We start from the raw sequence: 19,727 nt of genomic DNA on the forward strand, positions 1-19,727 counted from the left end.
TGTGAAGTGGATGTTTGAGTGGTTTATCCGACACACTACCTTTGATTTTACCACTCTTCAAATGTACGGAGCTTTTTCAGAAATCAAATATTAGTCCTATATTATTAATAAGTATATAACAGATATTTACCGGAACAAAATTTAGATTTAGTAGATACAGGAGTATTATCTTAGCGACGAAAGCATTCCAAAGAAACCAAAAGCTAAAAGCATAGATATATGTACTTGTTTTAGTTTTCATATCTGGATATATTTGGGAATTTAAATGCAACTCGCTGGTAGATAGTCCGATAAATTTACTACCACTCTATGTATGGTTCCCAAAAAATGAATACCTCAAACATGAAAAAACAAGATTTACTACAGATCCTTTTCCCAAAGCTACGGTAGTGTACACAAGTCCTAAAAACCTAGCTTGATGAGGCTTTCCTCGTTCCCATACGGAACATTTTCTACCGCGAAATAATCTGCGATCGCTTGTAAATCACCAGAAGCAGGGAGTGAGATAATGTACCGATTCATTCCTAAGCCTCTTTTGCTTGCTTCAACTGTGTTAAAAGCTAATTCACAAAAGTTTCATTATTAATTCCTTCTCTCCTTTCAAGTGATGCTATCCCTTCATCAATCTTGGTGCGACTTTCTTTAAGCCATTATTGATCAGAAAGAGTCTCTTCTGCTAAAAGGCGCAATGCAGTTTGAATTACTTCATCAACGCTGTTAAATCTACCGATTGCTAGTAAAATTTGAATCATTTGTTCTTATTATGGGCTGAACGTAATGCTCATAACGATTCCATTCCTTAGCTTTTCCCATGATAGAGCCTTGATAAGTAAGATCCCTGATGTCTTAATTTGGATTGATGCTTGAAATAATCTTGCTGAAAAACGGGAAGACTATGGTTACTCCCTAATAGAGAAATTTCCATGAAAGTCGTGAATAGAAAAATCCTCAAGAAATCTCTGCTTAATTTTTTAATTTTGCCTGTTTCTCTAGTTCCCTGGCTGTCTATAGGAATACTGGGGAATTCCCACGCGGATGCTTTACCAGGGCAAAGTACAGAGGAAGTAGGCACTTGGATTAAAGCACATCCTACACTTCGCCCCAGGAGTGGGGAGCAATTGTTTGTGCAAAAGACTGATACTGCTGCTCAAAGATTCACTTTTCAAGCGTCGGTATTGCCTCCCGGTAGGGTAGAATTTTCTAAAGACCGTGGCAGAATTCGCTCTGAGCGCATTTCCATGTATGATGCCATTAACGGCATGACATTTACGCGTCTCCAAGAATCCTTGCGCGTGATTTATGGCTTGGAGATTTATCAAGACTACGATCACGCCCAAGTCGTGTACCAGTATCCCAGTGAAAAGGTAGTTAATTCGGCACGTTTCGCCAAAACTCCAATTCGGGAAGCTTTAAAGGGAGAATTACGAGTAGGCGATCGCTATGTATATTGGGTGGAAATTGCCCAACCCAAAACTGGCAAAGCTTTTACCGGTCAAATGACGGTTTTGCTCAAAACTGACTTAGACAAGTTAGAAAAGGAACTGCAAATTCGGTAATGGGCATTGGGAATGGGGCATGGGTATTGGTTATTCCCCTTATCTCCCTCATCCCTTCTCATGAAAAGATTACTGAATTGGTGTTCTACAACTTCCCCAACCCTATAGGAGCTAGGGTTTGCCATATACCCGAAAAGATACTTTCAGATGCTAAGGAAATTCTTACCAAATCTTCTTTCAGTAGTGGTGGCCAATCTATCCCGGCTTTACGCCCTGCGGCAAATACCTGTTGTGCCTTAACGCTTAACTGATAAAGTGCCAAAGCCAGTTCTCGGTCTAGGCTCTTTGCATCTTTGAGGGCTTCAAATACCACTTTCAATGCCAACAAAATCGAGGTGATCTGACCGGGTACCGGCGGTTTCCCCTGTTTCATACGCGTCAACAGCGCATCTGGGTTTTCCTCGGTTGTGATTGTCTGATCGATGAGGAGTTTCCGAGCTGTTTCGTAATTCATGTAGTCAGTTTAGCGTACATTTTGCTTCAGCAGTAATACTTAATTGAAAAGTCATAAAACTGGCTTTTGGTTATTTATAGCAATCTCATTTGATTTGTGAAAAGATAGGCTTGGGGAAAATGATGGATAATTGGCGATGCTCTAGGTTAACTAGATAGACTGACATATAATATCTTTGAAAAATACGCCCGTTTGGAATTAGAAGCAAAATGATGTCACCGAATTTACTAGAAATTGAGCGTTCCGTCCGTGCCTTATCTGTGGAAGAACAACTTTGGCTATTAGAAAGTATTGCTCGACAAATCCGAGAAAGTGAGTATAAAAAAGATAAGTTGCCTGATTTGAAAAAATCAGAAGACCAACTGCAAGTCATGGTTAGTGAGGTAAAGATTCCAACAGAAATTGCTGCTATAACTGATGAGTTTGCGATTTCTGAAATCCTCTGATATCGAAAAGTAGAAATTATAAATTTGCCAGATTTAAAAACTCAAATATACAGCTTTTATATATCTCTCGTTCCCAGCCATAAACTGGGAATACGATATAGTACTTTCCCACAACTAATTTAGGATTGCTATAGTTGCCAATCAATAGATAGCATAGATAATTTCTGTATCTAGTACGCCTCGGCGGAAATAGAACAACCATTTAAAATTCCTAAAAAGCCCATGAATTTTGACTTTTGCTTTGCGGTACTAGTCTTTTAGATTGACTTTTGTTTCATTAGTCTTTACAATTCAACCTCATTGTGGTATACCACTGGGGTAAATACGCTCCTATGATGTTGCTAATTAATAAAGCGATAGGGACTATCTCGTAAAACCACTTATCAAGGGTGCTCATTACATTGTTTGAAGTTATGTAGCCTTTTGATTACGGCCTATCAATCACTGCGGTAAACTATGCGTTGATTATGATTCTTTCGCAGAGAAGAACACCTCGAAAGGAGCGGTTTTTTCAATGTCTCATACCGTAAAAATCTACGATACCTGCATTGGCTGCACCCAATGCGTCCGCGCTTGCCCTACTGATGTACTGGAGATGGTTCCTTGGGATGGCTGTAAAGCTGCTCAAATTGCCTCTTCACCCCGTACAGAAGACTGCGTGGGCTGTAAGCGCTGCGAAACCGCTTGTCCCACCGACTTTTTGAGCATCCGGGTTTACCTGGGCGCTGAAACAACTCGCAGCATGGGTCTGGCTTACTAAAAAGCTCAGTGCTAAGTCACCGAACTTCTGATCGCAATGCGGGTCTACTGCCCAACCGTTCTTCCAGAACTGTTGCCTTGTCTTCTTTGGACACAAGGGAGAGGCGCAAGCCTTCGCTTTGCTCAGAGTTCTCGCTGAGTTCTGGGTCTTGAGTCCTGAGGCAAAAGAAGTAAATCAAAAAACAATTTATTGATTCTTCACTCAGCACTCAGAACTCAGAACTCAGTGTTCAAAACTTTTAAAGTTTTTTAATAGAAAGCACCTTTAGAAATACCTAGTTGTAGAGGGAGTAATTTACTCCCTTTTTTATTTGCAAAACGTCAAGTTTGTGCTAAGAACTATACTGGATTTAATCATCCTGAAAAAAAGTGGTGTGAACAATGTGCGGAATCGTTGGATATATAGGCACTCAAGCAGCGACAGACATTTTACTGGCTGGGCTGGAAAAACTAGAGTATAGGGGTTACGATTCGGCTGGAATCGCCACTGTTTGGGAAGGTGAGGTTAATTGTGTGCGGGCGAAGGGTAAACTGCATAACCTGCGTTCTAAATTGGAACAAATAGAAACGCCTGCCCAAATTGGTATTGGTCACACTCGCTGGGCAACTCATGGGAAACCAGAAGAGTACAACGCCCATCCCCACATGGATACGGCAAAGAGAGTGGCGGTGGTGCAAAATGGCATTATCGAAAATTACCGCGAGTTGCGCGAGGAACTCAAAGGAAAAGGACACCAATTTCTTTCTGAAACTGATACAGAAGTAATTCCCCATCTCATAGCCGAATTTTTAAAGAATCTTCCCCCCTCATCTCCCTCATCTTCCTTATCCCCCTTCCTAGAGGCAATTCGCCAAGCCGTTAACTGTTTGCATGGGGCATTTGCACTTGCAGTTATTTCTGCTGACTACCCGGATGAATTGATTGTTGTTCGCCAACAAGCACCCTTGGTAATTGGTTTTGGGCAAGGGGAGTTCTTTTGTGCATCTGACACGCCTGCGATCGTTTCCTATACCCGTGCAGTGCTACCTCTAGAAAATGGCGAAATTGCCCGTCTCACACCTTTGGGCGTTGAGATTTACAATTTTGCTGGCGATAGGTTAAAAAAACAACCCCGGCTGCTCAACTTCAATCCTGCAATGGTAGAAAAGCAGGGATTCAAACACTTCATGCTCAAAGAAATCCATGAGCAACCAGGGGTAGTAAGAGCTAGTTTAGACGCTTATTTTAATAATTTTGGAGAATCTAGCGAATCGCCGATCAATCTTGGTTTACCTGTGGATTTATATAACAATTTAGAACAAATTCAGATCGTCGCCTGTGGTACGAGTTGGCACGCAGCATTAATCGGAAAATATTTAATCGAACAACTAGCAGGAATTTCAACTCAGGTACATTATGCTTCTGAGTATCGCTATGCACCATCACCTGTGACGGCTAACACATTGATCATTGGCGTTACCCAATCAGGTGAAACGGCTGATACTCTAGCAGCTTTGGCAATGGAAAAAGAACGTCGCCAGGGAAAAGAACCCAAATATCAAGGGCGACTACTGGGCATTACCAATCGCCCCGAAAGTAGCCTTGGTGATATGGTACCGCATGTCATCAGTACCCTAGCGGGAATTGAAATTGGGGTAGCTGCGACAAAAACTTTTACCGCCCAACTGATGGCGTTTTATGCTTTGGCATTGGATTTAGCTGCTCGTCGCCAGACAGTTTCAAAAGACACGTTAGAGAAAATTATTAATGGGTTGCGGCAGATTCCCAAAGAAATTGAGGCAACTTTAGAAACTCAGGAACGTTTAACCGAACAGCTAGCCCATGAATTTGCTGAAACCAAAGATTTCATTTTTATAGGAAGGGGAATTAACTTTCCTATTGCTTTGGAGGGGGCGTTGAAATTAAAAGAAATCAGCTACATTCACGCCGAAGGTTATCCGGCTGGAGAGATGAAACATGGTCCAATCGCACTTTTAGATGCGAAAGTACCGGTAGTTGCGATCGCAATCCCTGGTAGTGTGTACGAAAAAGTTATTTCCAATGCCCAAGAAGCCAAAGCTAGAGATTCTCGGTTAATTGGCGTGACTCCTGTCAACGATGGCGAAGCTGCGGAAATTTTTAACGATCTTCTTCCTATCTCTCATGTGGAAGAATTACTTTCTCCGATTTTGACAGTAGTTCCTTTGCAATTATTGGCTTATCATATTGCCGCCCGTCGCGGTTTGGATGTCGATCAGCCAAGAAATCTTGCTAAAAGTGTTACGGTAGAATAATTTATACTCCTAAAGCTGTGGAGGTTGTGGAGGAATAATAAAGTCGTATAATCAAATTGGAATTCGTTGATGCTGGGGGATTCTCCAATCGCCGTACTGAATTGATGGCAGAAACAAACAGTCGGCGAGAATTGAAAAACTCTATTGTTTGGTTGGCTAAGTCAGACAACACAGTAGATGAACTATTGCAAGAAATTGCTCGTTCTGAGTGGGTAGTTAGAGAAATTGATGAGCGAGCAGATGATAAAGGAGATGTGGCACAGTTTTTGCGAGCAGAGCGGCGTTCATGCGATCGCAACCGTTTATTAATGAAAATGCCTGAGTCCCTTTATCAGCTAAATTCCAAGCTGTGCAAGACATAATTACTTCTCACTCCTCCAAAATGAGCGAACCTACAGCCCTAACCCCCCTTTTAAGGGGGGAACCGGAATCAAAGTCCCCCTTAAAAAGGGGGACTTAGGGGGATCTAAAATTTTTGATACCGACAAGAGGACTTTTCAAGCATCCTCTTAACTAAAGTTCAAGGCTGTCCCTCTCCGACTCCGAGAGGGACGATTTTGCACAGTAAAATCAGGGAGAAGTCTTTTTGATTGAGCTAATTAAGCGGATACTATAATAAGCCGTCGAATTCACGTTGAAATCAGTTAAAAGATTCCTACAAAAATAAATAAAATTTAGTTAAAGCTTTCTTGTTTACTAGCTCCTTCCTTATGCATCCAAATATGTCAAGCGTATTGTTCGAGTCTAGTTAAACTACCAACCAGTGAAGCTAATTCGTCTATGTCTATCGGCTTGCAACGGTATATATCATAACCTGCTAATAATGCACGATTATGGTCTTCGTCGAAAGCAGATGCCGTCAGAGCAATAGCTGGAATCTTTCTCCCTCGCTTTGCTTCTAATTTTCTGATCTTCGTGAGCAGTGAGCAGCCGTTTTCATCTGGTAAATAAATGTCACTAATCAGGATGTCTGGTTTAAAAAATGACATAATTTCTAGAGCATCACCTGCCGAAGCAGCTGTAATAATCTCTGCTCCGTCTATTTCAAATAGAAAGGTAAGTAAGTTTCTCGTATCAGCGTCGTCATCCACAACGAGCAATCGTAGACCTTTAAAAGACATGGACTGATTAGACATTATTCTCACCGCCGTGTAGCTCGAACACTTTGAGTTGCAAATGCATCAAATGGGATGTATTTGTAAATGCCATTTGATGCCTACTTTAATAAATCTTAATGGAACTAACTCGCAAGTGTCTGTCCGGTGTCGGACATAGTAAGTTAATATTATTTACTAGCGATTTATTCACTAGCGATCGCCCCTTGCCTGATTCCCCAGCAACCGAGCAAATTCTTTTTGGATGACTCGATAACACTCGCAAGAAGTTGCTTCTAAATCTTCTCGATTCAGGATGTTAATTTGACCACGCTGATAGCGAATCATTCCGGCTCGGCTGAGGCTGCTAGCCGCTACTGTCACACCGGAGCGCCGTACACCCAGCATCTGGGCGATAAATTCTTGCGTGAGTGGAAATTCTTCTGATTCCAAACGGTCAGATACTGTGAGCAGCCAACGAGCCAGCCGTTGTTCTAGTGTATGAAGACGGTTGCAGGCACAGCTTTGTGTAACTTCGGTATATATAGCTCGAACATAGCCCAGCAGGAGGTTTTGAATAGCTCCGCCCCGATTGAATTCGGTTCTAAGGACATCTGCATCCATTTGCATTCCAGCGCCCGCAACTTGGACAAACGCTCTTGTGGTTGTTGTGTTGCCTCCTAAAATTACTGGGATACCCACCATGCCTTCATTACTCACTATCCCAACTTCCACCGTCGATCCATCTTTCAAAGTAGTGACTATAGAAATCACTGCGTGTTGGGGAAAATAGATGTGTGTGATGGGTTCTCCTGGTTCGTAAAGGACTTGCCGAGTGGGAAGCGGAACTAACTTCAGGTTCGGAATAAGGCGTTCGTAATCATCAGTTGGCAAAGCCGCGAGTAACTTATTTACTTGCGGCTTAAGAGGGTTGTCGCTCACTGAACATTAAATGAGAAATTTGCTCACAATATTCTAATTTAAGTTAGTTTTACGAGTCTGTTCGGTTTCGCACACCTAACTCAAAAAAAATTTTTGGCTCGGTTACTGGGCATGAAGCCCAGTAACCGAGCAAATTCCTTTTGTATGACTTGATAACACTCACAAGAAGTTGCTTCCAAATCCTCTCGGTTCAGAATGCTAATATGACCACGTTGGTAGCTAATCATCCCGGCTCGGCTCAGGGTGCTAGCGGCTACTGTCACACCAGAACGACGTACACCAAGCATCTGGGCGATAAATTCTTGCGTGAGTGGAAAATCTTCTGATTCCAAACGGTCAGAAACTGTTAGTAGCCAGCGAGCCAGCCGTTCTTCTAGTGTATGGAGACGGTTGCAGGCAGCACCTTGCGCCAGTTCAGAGTATACAGCTTGTACATAGCGCAGTAGCACGCTTTGAATAGCTCCGCCCCGATTGAACTCGGCTTTAAGTACATCTGCATCCATCTGCATAGCAGCACCCGAAACCTGCACAAAGGCTGTTGTAATTGTGATGTTGTCTCCTAAAATTACTGGGATACCCACCATGCCTTCATTGCTCACTATCCTAACTTCTACCGTTGAGCCATTTTCCATTGTGGTGACTATAGAAACCACTGCCTTATCAGGAAAATAGACGTGTGTGATGGGTTCGCCTGCTTCGTAAAGGACTTTCCGTAATGGGAGCGCAACCAGCTTCAAATGGGGAACAAAACGTTCATAATCACTGACTGGCAAAGCTGCGAGGAGCTTATTTGATGGTTGCTGAAAGAGGTTTTTATCTAATGACATTAAAAGTCACTCTCCTTAAAGGTAGGTGGCTTTAGAAAAGACAGATCAGGGCACAAGGAAAGGATTAAAGTTTTTATCCTAATGTCAAAAGGTGTATTCGCTAAAGAAACACAGGGACAATCTAAATAAATCTTAAATGAATAGACTTCTTCGAGTTTGTACGGTCTTGTACATAAAAACTGAAAAAAATTATTTTGTCCGTTTATTGGGCTTATTACCTAATAAACGAACATATTCATCTTTTATAATCTTATAACATTCGCATGAGGTTTTTTCTAAAGCCTCTCGATTCAGGATGTTAATCTGACCTCGGTGGTAGCTGATGATTCCGGCTTTGCTCAGGATGTTAGCTGCTTCGGTAACACCAGCGCGACGTACACCGAGCATATGTGAGATAAATTCTTGGGTGAGTGGAAATTCCTCTGATTCCAGACGGTCAGAAACTGTCAGCAACCACCGAGCCAACCGCCTCTCTAATTTATGAAGACGGTTGCAAGCAACTGCTTGTGCTATTTGAGTATATACACCTTGCACGTAGCGCAGCAGCAGGCTTTGAATAGCTCCGCCCCGATTGAATTCGCTTTTGAGTATATCTGCATCCATTTGCATTCCAACGCCTGCAATCTGCACAAATGCTGTTGTGGTTGTGGTGTTGTCTCCTAAAATTACGGGCATACCCACTATGCCTTCATTACTCACTAAACCAACTTCCACAGTTGAGCCATCTTCCATAGTGGTGATTATAGAAACCACTGCCTTATTAGGAAAATAGACCTGTGTGATCGGTTCGCCTGCTTCGTAAAGGACTTTCCGAAGTGGGAGCGGAACGAGCTTCAGGTGTGGAACAAGACGCTCATAATCAGCGGCTGGCAGAACTGCCAGCAGATTATTTGCTGGTTGCTCAAGGACATTTTTGTTTAATAACATTGGGATTCTCCTAAATATAGCCGTCTGTAGAAAAGGCAGCTTGCGGCATAAGGAGATAAATCAATAATTTTAAGCTAAAAAACATCTAATTTGCATAATCGAATTAAATATAACTCTTGTGGGGTGGGCATCCTGCCCGCCCAACTTATGCATTTTAAATGTGGAACAGCTTTTCCTAATGTCAAAAGGTGTATTTTCTAAGAAAGTTTAATAAAATATCAGATTTATATATATTTATATAATAACAAATTAAATTAAATATCTAGAGTAGTAAAAAAAATCTGATATATGTTAAAAAAATTGTATCTCTTGTTACAACATCTATGTAAAGTTTGAAAACAAAATACTACAGATTGCATAGCCAAATAGTAACTAGATACCAGAGTAAAAAAGTATTTTTGCGTTGTCAAATCCTAGCTTTAGTAAAGTTAATATTAAGCATAAAAAATTATTAGCATTGCCTCAAAGTTAAGCAATTAAACTTTTTGGAATTGCTGAATTTAACTGGATTTACAGTTGCGATCGCATATAGCGGTTCTCAGTTGAGTAGGTACAGAACCCCACCCCCAACCCCCTCCCCGCTCTTCGAGAGGGGGGCTATGATGTATCTCATTTTATTAGGAAAAGCTATAATTAACTGATTACGAATTACGAATTACGACTTTCCCAAAGTGAGTTGCACTTTTGAGGTAATGATAAGCTTCTCGCGCTTCCGTGAAAGGGAAAACTCGATCAATAATCGGTTTGATTTGATGTTGTTGCATCGCCTGATTCATCGCCTCAAACATTTCCCGACTGCCAACATAAATGCCCTGAACTGTTAAGCTTTTAAAAAGTATTGGCATGGGGTCAATTTCACTTCCTCTACCTGATAATACGCCAATTAAGCTAATACGTCCTCCAATGCGGACTGCTTGTAGTGATTTTGGCAGAGTACCTGCACCGCCTACCTCAACTACATGATCTACACCTGTGCGATTAGTCAATTGGTAAACTTGCTTTTCCCAATCTGGTGTTGTTTTGTAATTGATTGTTTCGTTAGCACCAAGCTGTTTAGCTCGTGCCAATTTCTCATCACTACTAGAAGTAATAATCGCTCTAGCACCGTGTATCTTGCCGAACTGGAGAGCAAAAATTGAAACTCCTCCAGTACCGAGTAATAAAATACTATCCCCTGCACGAATATTACCTTTTGTTACTAGTCCATGCCAAGCTGTGACTGCTGCACAGGGTAAGGTTGCGCCTTCAATGTATGATAGATGGTCAGGTAATATTACTAAACCATCTTGGTGTAATACGACATACTCAGCCAGCATTCCATCGATACCGCCTCCTAAATCGGATTTCATTTTCTCTTTGGTTAAAGAGCCATAAATCCAGTCTTGGAAGAAAATACCAGCGACGCGATCGCCTATTTTAACCCGTGTCACACCTTCCCCTACAGCCACGACTTCTCCCGCACCATCAGACAGGGGAATTAAGGGATATTTTTGTCCAGAACCGTAAGATCCTTCAATGACAAGCAAATCGCGGTAATTTAGGGATGTTGCTTTGACTTGAATCAGAACTTGTCCCACAGTTGGTTTTGGTTCAGAGCGATCGACTAATGCGAGGGCATCAATCCCGCAGTTGCTTTGAATTTCGTAAGCTTTCATAGAAAAAGCAGTGGTTTAATGTCATATTAAACCACTGCTGTTGATTGTAATAAATAGTGACTACCCTAAGTTGATATTCCTAACTTTTCACGTTATGTGGAAAAGTCCACGAAAACCTAAGAAGCTGTTTGAAAAGTAATTGGCTGTGATTTTAAGTACTTCTAGATCCCCCCTAACCCCCCTTAAAAAGGGGGGAACCGGAATCAAAGTCCCCCTTTTTAAGGGGGATTTAGGGGGATCTATAACGTTTTGCTACTGACAAGAGGAATTTTCAACCCCTAACCCCCTTTCCGTGTCGGGAAGGAGGGGGGGAAATTCAAAGTCTCTCTCCTTTTAGGAGAGAGATTTAGAGAGAGGTTTTTCAGATACCGTGAAAAGTCAGGTTGACAGTCATTTCGCCTTATGAGCTTGGTTGCTGATCGGGAAACATACACTTATCAGAGTCACAACCACTAGGGCCAGCCTCTGACATTTCGCCTAAATCATAGCGGCTTAAGACTGCACAGAAATCATCTGTTTTCCGCCGTGCTTTCACCTCTTGATTCAAGCGATCATAAGTTGGTTTATCTATTGGTTCAAATGGCAAACGTGGGAATGATTGCAAATCATCAAAACGAGCTAAAAGAGCGGCTGAAATATATCCTTCATCATTTTGGATAGTTTCGTAGATGCGCTGTCCTAAAGGTTCGATTTCATCAGAACGAAGTTCTAAAGTTGCTGATGTGTTGTGAGTCACATACCAACGTTGAACCTGGAGGACAAAATCAAATTGAGCTAAGACTGAAAACTTAGAAACATCAATTTCGTCAGCACCTGGTAAATCAGCCCAAGATACAGAAACAGGAATTTCTACTAACCACTCACTCACCCGTGGATCAAAAGGATCATTGAGCAAATTGCCCTGTTCATCTTTATCTGATTGAGAGGGAATGACGTTATAACCGTAGTCAATACAAGCTAAGGCTACTGGGTCATTTTTGCCGAAGGTGATGCGCCGAATAAATCTTTGCGCTTTCGGGGGATGCCATCCTGAACTAGCATTAGTTAATAATGCTTTCGTGCCACTGGGTTGGACTGTGGTACAACGATTTGGACGCTTGAAATTATGGCGATCGCAGTAATCCCAAACTACCCGATGTACAATCTCTTTCCAAGAACTTAGATATTTTTCTTCCTCACGCTTGAAAGCTAATCCTTGTGGAGTTGCAGGTCTTCCTGCTTCCCACCAGCGCAGCCAATCAACACCAAAAGCATGGACAAAGAAATCAAATAAACCTGTAAAAGAAACTCCTACAATCGGGTCTAATTCACGGCTGTATTGATAGCGTGGTTCCAGGAATTTGTGATTTAAAAGTGCTGCTACAGATAGCGCCCCAGCAGTGAAAGCCTCCTCTTGTTCTTTGTAGTTATGTGGATCGATTTGATTGAGGTGAACCTCAGACAAATTGCAGTGGAAGTTACTACCGATGATTTCCAGATTTGTTACCCTAGAGGCTTTTTATCCCCTAGTTCTACTGCTTGATTATTTGCAGTAGCTCCGCGTACCTTTTGCAGATGTGACTTTAGATAATAAAAGTGTTTTTCACATCCGCCCCCGCACTCTTGGAGAGATTATATTCTAGACAACAATTTTGGATGTAATCTAGTTTCACTCTCTACGCTGTACGGTGTCAAAGACTTTTTACTTCCTTTGATTACCACGGGATTAGCATCTCAGCTTTCCCCGTTTTTGCGAGGTTTTTAACGTGAGGCAAAATCACTTACCACACGGATTTAGCCCATAACGAGCTAAACGATGTTCTAGCTCATTAGCATCAAGATTAGAATGGCGTTCTTTTAACCATTGTTTTGCTGTTCCTTGTTCATAAGCTTGCAAAAAACTGACTTTCAGAGCTTGTGTTGGCAGCAAATCAATGTTTGATCGCGCCACGGCTTCACCAGCCCATTGAATCGCTCCCTCACCACTATAATATTGTTTGCGAACGGCATTCAGACATTCTTCTAAGGTTGGCTTGCGGTGAAAAACTCTCGTATGATTTGCCATCCTGAGTGCATCACGCTCTGGATCAATTCGCCAGTTGCCATTTTCATCTTGCTGCCATAGATTATCTTTGGCATCGGCAAACAAACTATCTTCGCTAGAACCCTGCCTCATGCCAGCACTATTATGTGTCAGATAGCCATCACAATAGAAACAATGAGCTTCTTCGACTTCAATATCGTAAGTGTGGACATGATCGTAACTGCCTAGTCCTTTCACAGTGACTGGAATATCTAGCGAGATATCAGCTTCAACGATATAGCGCTCATAATTGGCATCAACAGTGCGAGATCCTTGGAATCCCATATCTCGCATCTCGCTATAGGTGTAAGCTTCCCGCATGATTACACCAGGGACGGTGAAACCATACATTTTCAATCCTTGGCGCAGTTCTCGCTTGAGTGAGTGAGGTGCAATAAGGGCGTTATAACGCCCTTTGAGGGCTGGAATTGTTAGGTTGTACTTAACCTGCCATCCTGCCTGCTGTGGATGGGTAATGCTAATTCTGCCAGCTATACCTAAACTGGATAAAACTGCACTAACTTGTCTAATAAATGACCGATAGACTGAGGTAACTAAGTGAGGGGGTCGGTTATTGACAGCACCATCGCTGTCCATTAATCCAGCTAGGTAAGCCGCCCTGATATCTACTGAACCTTGCAAAATAAAACTAGGAATTGCTAGGGGAATATTAGGCTGCTTGATATAGCGATGGAAATACTCAGCTAGTCCAATAGATGAGCAGATTGATTTGGCAGTGTTTTCGCCCTTGATTACCCCATGAGTAGCAGTCAATCCAAATAAAGCTAAAGCAGCATCTATCTTGGCTTGAACTCTAGCTGTGAGTTCTGTATCTAAGCTGTTCATTGTCCATTCAACCCGGCCATAGGGCTTATCATACTTATTGCGACCGAGAGCAATATAGCCGTCACCGTGGGTTAACCCAATTAGCCAAGCAACCTCAGCTGTCAATTCAGGAATTACAAACGACTTAGCTGTGCGACTGTTTGAGGGTCGAGATTGAGTAAAATCAGGGGGGAGATAGGTAACTGTACCAGGTAGAACTTGTGTGTTGTGCAGTAGGCGATCGCCCTCAACTAAACTTGCAATCGACTTCCAGGTAATTCCCCCTTGAGCATCTGCAAGAACCGCTTGTCTGTGATTTAAAGTTGCTCTTGGGTAAGTCGCATTAGTTTCAATTTCATAGACATCCTGAAATCCTTGGTCGAATTTATCAACAACTCGCCGAAATCCTAAAGGAGTTTGTACTAAATCGCCCACTTGGACATCGCAAATGGGAACAAGACCTTTGGAAGTATGAACTAAAGCATCTTCAGGTAGACAGCGCCGAATATTTCCTGCAACAATTGTTACAGCAGCCTGATCGATTAACAAACAGCATTCAACTGAATTTAATTGTCGTCCTCTAGCTTTATTGAGAATAGATGCACAACCCTGATACAATCCAGGCAATTTTACAGGATTAGCAACTCCTCCAAAGCCATTGAGAGTTTCTCCTGCTTTTCGGACATCGCTGATATCAACTAATACTTCAATTTCTGCTGAAAATTGTTCATCAGTGGAGAGTTCTAATAGGGTTTGATATGATTTAACCCAACCTTCACGGCTATCGCCAACGTGAATAGTGACGCTGTTACCTTCTATATGAGTTTCAGTATATTCACGTCGCTGTTGCACAGGAGTGCTGCCAATTTCACCTTTTACAGTGACATTGAGTTGATTACGGATGGGGGGCAACTGGTTAATAAATTGTGGTTCTAGGACGGCTCCAGTACCACAGCCCATCATTGCCAAATCCATCATTAATCCGAAGGCACTCCAGTCTTCGAGATTGGTTGAGGTGCAATTATAAGCCCCGGAAAAATTCTTTGGCTTGGTTATCCAATCTGTACCACCAACCCACAGCCAGCGCCCACTAGGCATAGCTTTCAAGTTGCGCTGCATTTTATCGAGTATGACAGCTTCTTCTTGAGTGAGCTTTCCCAACTCGACTAAGCCGAGTAGAGTGCGATCGCATACCTCATCCCATGTTTCCCTTAGTCCCGCCTTTGTGCGGCGGCTATAGGTTCTAAAAAATACGGGATTGGCAGCCGGTGCAGTTTCGGGAAACTTTGCACTCTGGCGTTTTCTTTCGAGTTCTCGAACCATATACTAAGTGTCTTGCGTTCTTGTTGCGTGCGGACAGATTATGACTATACGCCAAGTGGTTTGAGTATTAAAGATTGTCAAATTGTCCACTTTACGCTAGCTATAGGCCGTAGTATTTGCAACAAAAATTTATGATGTATAATGCCCTTCACCCTTGGGTAGCATCTCAAACTCAAGTTTTAATTAGCACATATAAATTTATAAGTAAAATCTCTTTATACCGATTCTTATTTAATTACTTAGCGGAGGCATAAAGTTTGCTTAAAATTATGCAGGTAGAGACTGAGGAACATAAGTCTCATATACACGAACTGTTTTGGGAATATTGTAACGAGACTAAGTTGATATTCAGCCATCATGGCATCAATTTAGATGTGAATACATTCTTTGAGCAATATATAACTCAACTTCACGAATTTATACCCCCTTCAGGACGCTTGCTTTTGGGACAATACGAGGCAAAAATAGCAGGCTGCGCTTGCTTACGAAAAATTGGTGAAGATATTGGCGAAATTAAAAGAATGTATGTAAGACCAGAATTTCGCAGAAAAGGAATCGGTAGAGCATTATTAAAAACTATCATCAATGAAGCTTCTAATATTGGTTACTCAAAGATTCGTTTAGACAGCGCCCCTTTTGCAAAGGAAGCACATACACTTTATCGTGTATATGGCTTTCAGGATATAGAGCCGTATTTAGAAAAAATAGAAATTCCTTTAGAATATCGAGCAAATTGGGTTTTTATGGAATTAGTTTTAAAATGATCAATATCCGTTGTGAAACTCTGTCAGACTACACAGTAATAGCTGAGGTGAATACATTAGCCTTTGGACAGGAAAATGAGGCTAAACTTGTAGAGAAAATTCGCCGTTCTGACCGCTATATTCTAGAACTTTCTCTGATTGCAGAGATTGAAAATGTTGTAGTCGGTCATATTTTATTTAGCTACATTGATTTAGTGGGTGAAGAAACACTACAGGTACTCGGTCTAGCACCTTTGGCAGTTCATCCACAGTTTCAAAGACAGGGTATTGGTAGCGCACTAATAAAAGTAGGGTTAGAAATAGCAGAGGCAAAGAAAGAAGCCATAGTGATTGTACTAGGTCAATCTACTTTTGATGGAGTGTAACTCGCGCACAAATTCAGGGATGAGGCAGATGAGTAGGAAATTAGCCGAACCCTGCACGTAGCTTGCTTCTTTACAACTAAGTCGGCACAATAAAAGCAACCTGTGTGAAGAAAAGTAAATAAGGCTAAAACCCTCTTTCCCCCTGCCCCTAGCAGAGCATCATTATAAATTAGTTAAACACTCTGGCTTGATGCTTTCTTGGCAATAGTTTTTAAGCGAGTCGCTCTGCTTTTACGGAGACTCTCACTTCTGCGAACTCCACCAGCCATCTCATATTCGCGGCTGTCTTTGCCATATTTAAAGCCAATACCCATGAGCATCTTTTCAGAGAACGCGCCTAGAGTTTGTTCTAACTCTTCAAGTTCTAATTTGGAAGAGTCAACCATGCTGAGAGTAGTGTTATAGCCTTCTAACTTAATGCGTACCTGTTCAAGTAATTGTGTGAGGTTAGTTAAGTTGTAAGCATCCCCAAGATCCAGATTAGGATTTATTGCTTTGAGTCCAGCGAATCTTAACTCAGCATTTTCTAGAACGCGAGATGTGCGTTTTCTTTGAGACATAGATTTGCTTATTTTTGAGGTTTATAAAATCACTATCCTCCATTGCAATTACATTTTGGTTCAGCAAAATCCACAAATAATTTAGCGAACATGATTGAATTATTTTTAATTTAAGTAGTTTACACATATAATTTTATACTTAAAATGTGATAACAAAGGCGATCGCTCTCGGAGAAGGGGTTGGGGGATGAGGCCAAAGACTATAGATTGGACAAGACCTTACTACAGAACAAGCTGGAGTAACTAAAACTTGTTCGTTTGTACCTCTAGAAGAAGCTGGAGTAACTAAAACTTGTTCGTTTGTAACTCCAGAACAAGCTGGAGTAACTAAAACTTGTTAAGTAATAAGTTCAGAAGAAGCTGGGGTAATTCAAACTTCTAGTTTACTTATCATTTAAGGACTTTATATAATTAATAAATGATTTTATTAAATACGAGTTTAGCTTTACTTATATGATGACAAGCATTTGTAACTAAAGTATCTACATTTATTAGTACAGCTTAAGTTGTATTAACTACAGATGTTAGTTTAGCTATCAAAGAATGAGTTTTTGTAACTGATTCTCTTAAAACTGATAGATGGGTACAGCGCAGGAAGCTTTGCTAAGTTGCGGAGTTTGCAAAGTATGTTGGTGCGATCGCACTTAAGTAAAATAGCGATCGCACAATAAGTTTGTGCTGTCAAACTAAAGTCATGGTAGAGAGAATATTGCTATAATAATCGATAAAAAAGACTAAATTGTAAGTTGTGTCGGCTAAAGATATTTTTCATGATGCGGTTAGAAATGGCTTGGAAAAAGAGGCTTGGGTGATTACAGATGACCCACTATTATTGCAGAAACTACACCCTTTGCCTCTAACGCAGCTGCAACCCTTAAAATTAACGCTTCATTATATGGTGCTGCTATCAATTGCACACCTAAAGGTAAAGCATTTGGGCGCTGAATGGGTACTGATAAAACTGGTAAACCAATAAAAGATAATGGTTGAGTAAATAATCCCAAATGAGGACGGACAGGAATTTCTTCCCCATCCAAAATCATAGTTTGTTGACCAATTAGCGGTGCAGAAATTGGTGTAGTTGGGGCGAGAATCACATCCACATTTTGAAAAACTTCCCGTACGCGATCGCGATACCATTTCCTAAAGCGTTGGGCTTGCAGATACCAGCTACTAGGAATTAACGCCCCTGCTAAAAAGCGATCGCGTGTTGCTGAATCAAAATCTTGAGGACGACATCGCAATTTATCCAAATGCAGATTTGCACCCTCGCTAGCTGTAATCACAAACGCCGCAGCACGGGCGCGGTGTGCTTCTGGTAGGGTTACGTATTCAGTGACTTCCATTGCATCAGCTACCTTTTGCACTGCTGCTAAAGCTTCCGGTTCTGCGCCTTTGGTGAAATAATCAGCAGCAATAGCAATTCTGATTGCAGAGATATCTTGATTGAGTTGTGGTAAAACCAATTCAGGCAGACGCTTAGTGCAAATTGGATCGCGATCGTCTTCTCCTTGAAGCACATCAAACACCGTAGCGATATCTTGCAGCGATCGCGCAAAAGGGCCAATATGATCAAAACTACTAGAAAATAAAGCTACCCCAGCACGAGATAACCTTCCGTAAGTCGGCTTAAAACCAAAAACGCCACACAACGCCGCCGGAACACGAATCGAACCATTTGTATCAGAACCCAATGTTAACGGTACTAACCCAGCAGCAACAGCAGCCGCCGAACCACCCGATGAACCACCAGCAACTCGCTGTAAATCATGGGGGTTGTGAGTAGCACCGTAATGGGAATTTTCCGTTACAAACCCATAAGCGTACTCATCCATATTCAAAGCACCAACCAGCACAGCACCCGCTTGTTTCAGCTTCGCTACTGCTGTCGCATCAAGGCTTGCTGCTGGGTTCTCTGCATTGATTTTTGATCCCGCCAGAGTCGTTAAACCAGCGATATCAAAGAGATTTTTCACTGCAAAAGGTACACCAGCAAGTGTTCCAGGATTATTACCTTGGGCGATTTCCCTGTCAATGTGGGCTGCATCTGTTAAAGCCGTTTCAGCAGTGACAGCCGTAAAACAGTTAAGTTGATTATCCCGCGCTGCTATTCGTGCGATCGCAGCCTTGGTAACTTCCACCGCGCTAACTTTGCCTTCACGCACAGCAGCAGCTATTGTTATGGCATCGGCTGAATCAAAATTCATACTGAAATATTAGGAGATAGCGCGTTTAGCTTTTTGAGTAATAGCAGTCCCCATAGTTTTTGCTAGTAGTAGCAAAATAGCTGTCGAACCTAAACCTAAAATACAAGAGAATAAAGACCAAAAGGGCAGAAAGTTATCTTGAGGATTTTTAGCAACTTCTTGAAAAGCGATACGATTCACAAAGTTTGACCCGATCATAAAACCATAAAGCGGCCCGATCAATGATCGCACTTGGTCACTTAAATTTGTTAAATCATCACCTTCCCCTTTAAATCGATCGGCAAAAGTAGATAACGTGTTGGCTATTCCCCAAATGCTATATATGGGAATTAAAAATCGCGCGATCGCACCTCCTGGCGTAATCGGATATTCCTTGAAAATATCTCTTAAATCGGCATGGAAACGATATAGCCAAATCAAAAAAACAATGATTGAAATTAAACTGAACAGTAACGTAACTACTGATATCAGTGCATCAAGAGAAGCAAGTAGCTGATAAACTGGCTTTGCTATTACTTCCAACAAAGATAATAGCGTAGAAGCAATACCAAATCCTAACAGCACCCAAAGCAACCGCACCAACAATCTACCGACACCCGCAGACTTCAATGAAATAACTGCATTGAAATTATTCATCTGATTTTTCCAAGGTATAGTCGGCTAATATCTTAGTATTGTTGGTTAGAT

Annotated in this window: 16 protein-coding genes and 4 pseudogenes; 8 read left to right on the top strand and 12 right to left on the bottom strand. The window is 41.7% G+C overall.

What is annotated here, in order from left to right; all coding sequences use genetic code 11:
- The first annotated feature begins 944 nt into the window (after positions 1-944).
- Positions 945-1,556: a hypothetical protein gene (locus H6G26_RS27345; RefSeq protein ID WP_190733157.1), complete on the top strand. Its 612-nt coding sequence runs from the start codon at positions 945-947 to the stop codon at positions 1,554-1,556.
- Between the two features lie 85 nt (positions 1,557-1,641).
- On the opposite strand, the gene H6G26_RS27350 is transcribed toward H6G26_RS27345, so the two are convergent.
- Positions 1,642-2,010 (bottom strand): Dethiobiotin synthetase, encoded by a 369-nt coding sequence (locus H6G26_RS27350; RefSeq protein WP_190733108.1) that lies wholly within the window; start codon positions 2,008-2,010, stop codon positions 1,642-1,644.
- A gap of 209 nt (positions 2,011-2,219) precedes the next feature.
- Between H6G26_RS27350 and H6G26_RS27355 the strand changes: the two genes are divergently transcribed.
- Complete coding sequence (locus H6G26_RS27355; RefSeq protein WP_190733110.1) at positions 2,220-2,456, top strand: hypothetical protein; 237 nt, start codon at positions 2,220-2,222, stop codon at positions 2,454-2,456.
- A gap of 514 nt (positions 2,457-2,970) precedes the next feature.
- Positions 2,971-3,216 (top strand): photosystem I iron-sulfur center protein PsaC, encoded by a 246-nt coding sequence (gene psaC, locus H6G26_RS27360; protein WP_012411495.1) that lies wholly within the window; start codon positions 2,971-2,973, stop codon positions 3,214-3,216.
- A gap of 16 nt (positions 3,217-3,232) precedes the next feature.
- Here the strand turns inward: psaC and H6G26_RS42125 are convergent, their stop codons facing one another.
- Entirely contained in the window at positions 3,233-3,424 is a 192-nt protein-coding gene (locus H6G26_RS42125) for a hypothetical protein (RefSeq protein ID WP_206757558.1), read from the bottom strand.
- Between the two features lie 172 nt (positions 3,425-3,596).
- On the opposite strand from H6G26_RS42125, the gene glmS reads away from it, so the two are divergent.
- Positions 3,597-5,489 carry a glutamine--fructose-6-phosphate transaminase (isomerizing) gene (gene glmS / locus H6G26_RS27365; protein WP_190733112.1) on the top strand — a complete coding sequence of 631 codons (1,893 nt, stop codon included), beginning with the start codon at positions 3,597-3,599 and terminating at the stop codon, positions 5,487-5,489.
- Positions 5,490-5,545: 56 nt separating this feature from the next.
- On the top strand, positions 5,546-5,851 hold the full coding sequence (locus H6G26_RS27370; RefSeq protein WP_190733114.1) for a hypothetical protein: 306 nt from the start codon (positions 5,546-5,548) through the stop codon (positions 5,849-5,851).
- A 363-nt stretch (positions 5,852-6,214) separates the two neighbouring features.
- On the opposite strand, the gene H6G26_RS27375 is transcribed toward H6G26_RS27370, so the two are convergent.
- The 7 genes and pseudogenes from H6G26_RS27375 to H6G26_RS27405 form a co-directional block, all read right to left on the bottom strand.
- Entirely contained in the window at positions 6,215-6,625 is a 411-nt protein-coding gene (locus H6G26_RS27375; RefSeq protein ID WP_190733116.1) for a response regulator, read from the bottom strand.
- A 171-nt stretch (positions 6,626-6,796) separates the two neighbouring features.
- Positions 6,797-7,525, bottom strand: coding sequence for a helix-turn-helix domain-containing protein (locus tag H6G26_RS27380; RefSeq protein WP_190733118.1), 729 nt, complete (start codon positions 7,523-7,525; stop codon positions 6,797-6,799).
- Positions 7,526-7,605: 80 nt separating this feature from the next.
- Positions 7,606-8,352, bottom strand: coding sequence for a Crp/Fnr family transcriptional regulator (locus tag H6G26_RS27385; RefSeq protein ID WP_190733120.1), 747 nt, complete (start codon positions 8,350-8,352; stop codon positions 7,606-7,608).
- 189 nt (positions 8,353-8,541) lie between these two features.
- Positions 8,542-9,279 (bottom strand): Crp/Fnr family transcriptional regulator, encoded by a 738-nt coding sequence (locus tag H6G26_RS27390; RefSeq protein WP_190733122.1) that lies wholly within the window; start codon positions 9,277-9,279, stop codon positions 8,542-8,544.
- Between the two features lie 641 nt (positions 9,280-9,920).
- Positions 9,921-10,934: an NAD(P)-dependent alcohol dehydrogenase gene (locus H6G26_RS27395; RefSeq protein WP_190733124.1), complete on the bottom strand. Its 1,014-nt coding sequence runs from the start codon at positions 10,932-10,934 to the stop codon at positions 9,921-9,923.
- Positions 10,935-11,334: 400 nt separating this feature from the next.
- Positions 11,335-12,408 (bottom strand): annotated as a pseudogene (gene nrdJ, locus H6G26_RS27400) (ribonucleoside-triphosphate reductase, adenosylcobalamin-dependent); the annotation flags it as partial.
- Between the two features lie 285 nt (positions 12,409-12,693).
- A pseudogene (locus H6G26_RS27405) lies at positions 12,694-15,144 on the bottom strand (LAGLIDADG family homing endonuclease); the annotation flags it as partial.
- A gap of 257 nt (positions 15,145-15,401) precedes the next feature.
- On the opposite strand from H6G26_RS27405, the gene H6G26_RS27410 reads away from it, so the two are divergent.
- Both H6G26_RS27410 and H6G26_RS27415 read left to right on the top strand, forming a co-directional pair.
- On the top strand, positions 15,402-15,908 hold the full coding sequence (locus tag H6G26_RS27410; protein ID WP_190733126.1) for a GNAT family N-acetyltransferase: 507 nt from the start codon (positions 15,402-15,404) through the stop codon (positions 15,906-15,908).
- Positions 15,905-16,249: pseudogene (locus tag H6G26_RS27415) on the top strand (N-acetyltransferase); the annotation flags it as partial. The gene H6G26_RS27410 and the pseudogene H6G26_RS27415, both read left to right, overlap by 4 nt.
- 197 nt (positions 16,250-16,446) lie before the next feature.
- On the opposite strand, the gene H6G26_RS27420 reads toward H6G26_RS27415, so the two are convergent.
- Entirely contained in the window at positions 16,447-16,833 is a 387-nt protein-coding gene (locus H6G26_RS27420) for a hypothetical protein (protein WP_190733128.1), read from the bottom strand.
- Between the two features lie 748 nt (positions 16,834-17,581).
- Between H6G26_RS27420 and H6G26_RS44310 the strand changes: the two are divergent.
- Positions 17,582-17,671: pseudogene (locus tag H6G26_RS44310) on the top strand (element excision factor XisH family protein); the annotation flags it as partial.
- Here the strand turns inward: H6G26_RS44310 and H6G26_RS27430 are convergent.
- Both H6G26_RS27430 and H6G26_RS27435 read right to left on the bottom strand, forming a co-directional pair.
- Positions 17,646-19,040 (bottom strand): AtzE family amidohydrolase, encoded by a 1,395-nt coding sequence (locus tag H6G26_RS27430; protein WP_190733130.1) that lies wholly within the window; start codon positions 19,038-19,040, stop codon positions 17,646-17,648. The pseudogene H6G26_RS44310 and the gene H6G26_RS27430 overlap by 26 nt on opposite strands.
- Before the next feature lie 9 nt (positions 19,041-19,049).
- Positions 19,050-19,676, bottom strand: coding sequence for a DUF4328 domain-containing protein (locus H6G26_RS27435; RefSeq protein WP_190733132.1), 627 nt, complete (start codon positions 19,674-19,676; stop codon positions 19,050-19,052).
- Between the last annotated feature and the right edge of the window lie 51 nt (positions 19,677-19,727).

Origin of the sequence: Nostoc sp. FACHB-888, from assembly GCF_014696655.1 — a bacterium.
Classification (GTDB): domain Bacteria; phylum Cyanobacteriota; class Cyanobacteriia; order Cyanobacteriales; family Nostocaceae; genus Nostoc.